We start from the raw sequence: 3754 nt of genomic DNA on the forward strand, positions 1-3754 counted from the left end.
AAGAGGTGCAGTGTCCACAATAAGGGTGTTCAGCCGGTATCTCCTAAAGTTAGACGTTGGTAACAGAAACCAGTTGGTATTCCTTGGCACCTTAATAAAGCACACAATAGATTCGATTTTGCATAACAAATTCCTTCTTTGAAGAAAAGGACTTCAGATGCTCTGCATGTAATGCGTGAACTTTGAATATCCCACGAATGAGATATGTTATCACGAACAAATTCAAAAGCGGATTTAACAAATTCAAGTTCATTTAACGATTGGCTATATAATTCTGCTGTTATATCTTTTATCGAGAAATGACTATAATCAACTTCTTCAGTTTCTTCTAAATAATCATCCAGGTTACTGGATTCACATGTAAGCTCCATTCTTTTCCTCCCTCAAACGTTTATTTGCATTGCAACTTCATCACATGAAACCATATTAATTATTATGCGATATAATGGATATTTATTCAATACAAATTTTGGTTTAAAGTACGGTCATAAGTGTCATAAATCTAGGGTTTTTTGCCCTCTTCAAGGCGCTTATCTACTGTGAAAGGGTTGTATAACTATGAGATGTGCAGTTTATATTCGTGTTTCGACAGATAAAGAAGAACAAAAAACCTCATTACAAAATCAAAGAAGCTTATTCTATGAATACCTTGAGGATGTATCAGACTTCTAAATTGAAGTTGAGAGTGGAACAACTGGTAAGAGGGGAAATTTGCAACGTCTGATAAAGGATTCCAAAGAACGTAATTTTGACGTTATCGCAGCAAAAGAACTATCACGACTTGCATAGCGGTCTTTCCTATCAAATAAGAGATATAGCTATGGAGAACCGTATACAGTACGTTCACTACCGTAAAGGTCATGTGGAGTGTGTTGTGTTGATGACGAGGAAAGATTAAGTTATAGGTGAAGAAAACTTATATTAGGTGGCGATTGGTTATGATAAAAGATTGGCACTTTAGAGACGAAACTTCTGTATGTCTTTTCAGAACAGTTGGTGTATTATTACGAAATAACAAAATTTTTGTTCAATGCGATGATGGTATATATGCCTTACCTGGAGGGCATGTGAAAATTAGTGAAACGTCAGAAGAAACTCTTATAAGAGAATACAAAGAGGAAACAGGGGCCAAAATTATATGTAACCGGCTTCTTTGGGTGGAAGAAACATTTTGGGAATGGGGCAATAAAGATGTTCATGGAATCGTTTTTTATTATCTAATTTCATTAGAAAACAACACCGATATACCTGATGACTGTTTTATATCGCAAAAAGACAACTGCAATATTATGCTAAAATGGGTTTCGATAGAGGAAATGAAACAGCTACAAATTTATCCAACTTTCATCAAAGAAAAAATCGATAATATTCCAGATGGCATAGAACGCATTATTAGTTTTGAATAGCGCATAGCGGCAACCGTAATGAAGTTAGAATAGGAGATTTATCTGATGTCCCATGTGGAGTGCTGTGTGTTGCTCACTATGAAGCAGCATATTTGAAGGGAGAAATTAATATGACAGCGAATCCCAATAGCAGTAACAAGGAGTTATCGCCGGAACAACGTGAAGGATTACTCAAAATATTGAGCGCACGTTTTGAGAAAAACATGAACCGCCATCAAGGTCTTGAATGGGCTAACGTACAAGCAAAGCTTGAAGCAAATACTGAAAAACTATGGCCGCTCCATGAAATGGAGAGAACGGGCGGCGAGCCGGATGTTATTGGCCATGACAATAAGACGGGCGAATACATTTTTTACGATTGTTCAGCGGAAAGTCCTAAAGGCCGCAGAAGCGTTTGTTATGACCGTGAAGCGCTGGAGTCACGGAAAGAACATAAGCCGAAAAATAATGCGGTAGAAATGGCAGCCGCCATGGGCATTGAGCTTTTAACGGAAGAACAATACCGGGAGCTGCAGCAGCTTGGAAGCTTCGATTTGAAAACTTCGAGCTGGGTGATAACACCTGCTAGTATTAGAAAGCTCGGCGGGGCCATCTTTTGTGATCGTCGCTACGACACTGTCTTTGTATATCACAATGGAGCAGAATCCTACTATGCTGCAAGGGGTTTTCGCGGCTCGCTAAGAATCTGAAATTGGCGGGAAGTCAGCGCTAAAATAAGAAGTGTATTTGCCTTGCATTTATAGCAATGTTATATTAAGTGTGAGGTGGATACACTTTATGGAACGTAAAATTGTCAATCGACTGATTGCATGGAAGCAGAGCGCGAAAAGAATGCCGCTTGTTATCTACGGAGCCAGGCAAGTTGGAAAAACCTACACGGCTCTTACCTTTGGAAAAACCCATTACAAGAATACGGTTTATTTCAATATGGAGGGCTCCAGTGAGGTTGCGGCTATTTTCGAGCGGGACTTAAATCCGGAGCGTATTATCCGGGAACTGTCTGTTAAAAGTGGGCAAACCATCTTGAAAGGTGACACCTTGATTATTTTTGATGAGATTCAAGCCTGTGAGCGGGCGTTAACGTCTTTGAAATATTTTTGCGAGAACGAGCCGGATTATCACATCATCGCCGCGGGCAGCTTGTTGGGTGTGGCGTTAAATCGCGAGAAGTATTCCTTTCCTGTGGGGAAGGTCGATATGATGAATTTGTATCCCCTCGATTTTGAAGAGTTTTTATGGGCGACGGGGCATAGAGAATTGTGTAATTTGATTAAAGAAGCGTATGAGCATTTCACTCCCTTGTCTCTGCATGAAACGGCTATGGATTTGTATAAAATCTACCTGGTTGTAGGAGGAATGCCGCGGGCCGTTAGCGAATATGTAGAGACAAAAGACTTTGATTTTGTCGTTGCTGCGCAGAAAATGCTCAATGATGCGTATATTGCGGACATGGCCAAGTACGCTTCTCCGCAGGAAACAACAAAAATCATGGCTGCATGGGCAAGCGTTCCCGCACAGCTTGCCAAGGAAAATCACAAGTTTCAGTATAAAGTGATCAAGTCAGGTGCGAGAGCCTACGAATATGAAACTCCGCTGGATTGGCTGAAAACGGCGGGAATGATCAATAAGTGCGTTCGAATCACAGAGGGTAAGATGCCTCTTAGCGCGTATGCGGATAACAGCTCCTTCAAGGTTTATATGATGGATACAGGGCTGTTGTGCTCCAAATTTGATATCGCGGCGAATGTGATTCTGAGTGGCCCCACCAGTTTCAATGGCTTTAAGGGTGCTCTGGCAGAGAACTACATCATGCAGGCGCTGGTTACTAACGGATTCACTCCGTATTACTGGAGTTCTCCCGGTAAGGCGGAACTGGATTTTGTGTTTCAGGACAAGCAAGGGAACATCATTCCCATGGAGGGGAAATCTGCGGATAATGTTCGTGCGAAAAGTTTAAAGAGCTATATATCGCTGTATCAGCCGTACTACGCAATTCGGGTATCCGCTAGAAATTTTGGTTATGAGAATGAGATAAAGAGTATTCCCCTTTATGCGATGTTTTGTATAAAGAGAAATTAGTGGAATACATCCAGAGTTAACATCCATCACTCTCTGTGGTATACTCAACTCAGAAACAGCGTACAATGCAAAGAGGGTCGTGCGCCAACACGACTCTCCGAGCAATAGCCGCTTTTAAGGGCGGTTCGGCTGTAGACAATCGGAGTAGCAGAAAAGACCGCTTCCTTAGCCTGGGGCGGTCTATTTCCGTTTATTGGTGAGTATCAACACAACCAGTGTCGCAAATGAGATCATCAGCGTCAAAGCTTGGTATACTTCCACGGGGCATC

Annotated in this window: 5 protein-coding genes and 1 pseudogene; 4 read left to right on the forward strand and 2 right to left on the reverse strand. The window is 41.5% G+C overall.

Annotation, left to right across the window (positions count from 1 at the left end; translation table 11 throughout):
- Positions 1 to 35: 35 nt before the first annotated feature.
- Positions 36 to 371 (reverse strand): annotated as a pseudogene (locus L692_RS31445) (transglutaminase-like domain-containing protein); the annotation flags it as partial.
- A 340-nt stretch (positions 372 to 711) separates the two neighbouring features.
- Between L692_RS31445 and L692_RS33690 the strand changes: the two are divergent.
- The 4 genes from L692_RS33690 to L692_RS0123935 all read left to right on the forward strand — a co-directional run bounded on the left by L692_RS33690 (position 712) and on the right by L692_RS0123935 (position 3485).
- Entirely contained in the window at positions 712 to 789 is a 78-nt protein-coding gene (locus tag L692_RS33690; RefSeq protein WP_232238855.1) for a hypothetical protein, read from the forward strand.
- Between the two features lie 149 nt (positions 790 to 938).
- Positions 939 to 1406: an NUDIX hydrolase gene (locus tag L692_RS0123925; RefSeq protein ID WP_025702469.1), complete on the forward strand. Its 468-nt coding sequence runs from the start codon at positions 939 to 941 to the stop codon at positions 1404 to 1406.
- A gap of 110 nt (positions 1407 to 1516) precedes the next feature.
- On the forward strand, positions 1517 to 2095 hold the full coding sequence (locus L692_RS0123930) for a DUF4256 domain-containing protein (RefSeq protein ID WP_025702470.1): 579 nt from the start codon (positions 1517 to 1519) through the stop codon (positions 2093 to 2095).
- An 88-nt stretch (positions 2096 to 2183) separates the two neighbouring features.
- Positions 2184 to 3485 carry an ATP-binding protein gene (locus tag L692_RS0123935; protein WP_025702471.1) on the forward strand — a complete coding sequence of 434 codons (1302 nt, stop codon included), beginning with the start codon at positions 2184 to 2186 and terminating at the stop codon, positions 3483 to 3485.
- Between the two features lie 180 nt (positions 3486 to 3665).
- On the opposite strand, the gene L692_RS34090 is transcribed toward L692_RS0123935, so the two are convergent.
- Complete coding sequence (locus tag L692_RS34090) at positions 3666 to 3746, reverse strand: putative holin-like toxin (RefSeq protein ID WP_376717980.1); 81 nt, start codon at positions 3744 to 3746, stop codon at positions 3666 to 3668.
- Positions 3747 to 3754: the final 8 nt, after the last annotated feature.

The organism is Paenibacillus forsythiae T98 (genome assembly GCF_000520735.1).
GTDB lineage: Bacteria > Bacillota > Bacilli > Paenibacillales > Paenibacillaceae > Paenibacillus_AQ > Paenibacillus_AQ forsythiae.

Bases quoted from the DNA above. Each gene is read 5' to 3' on its own strand.
- L692_RS0123935 (WP_025702471.1), top strand. From the start codon at position 2,184: ATGGAACGTAAAATTGTCAATCGACTGATTGCATGGAAGCAGAGCGCG.
- L692_RS0123925 (WP_025702469.1), top strand. From the start codon at position 939: ATGATAAAAGATTGGCACTTTAGAGACGAAACTTCTGTATGTCTTTTC.
- L692_RS0123930 (WP_025702470.1), top strand. From the start codon at position 1,517: ATGACAGCGAATCCCAATAGCAGTAACAAGGAGTTATCGCCGGAACAA.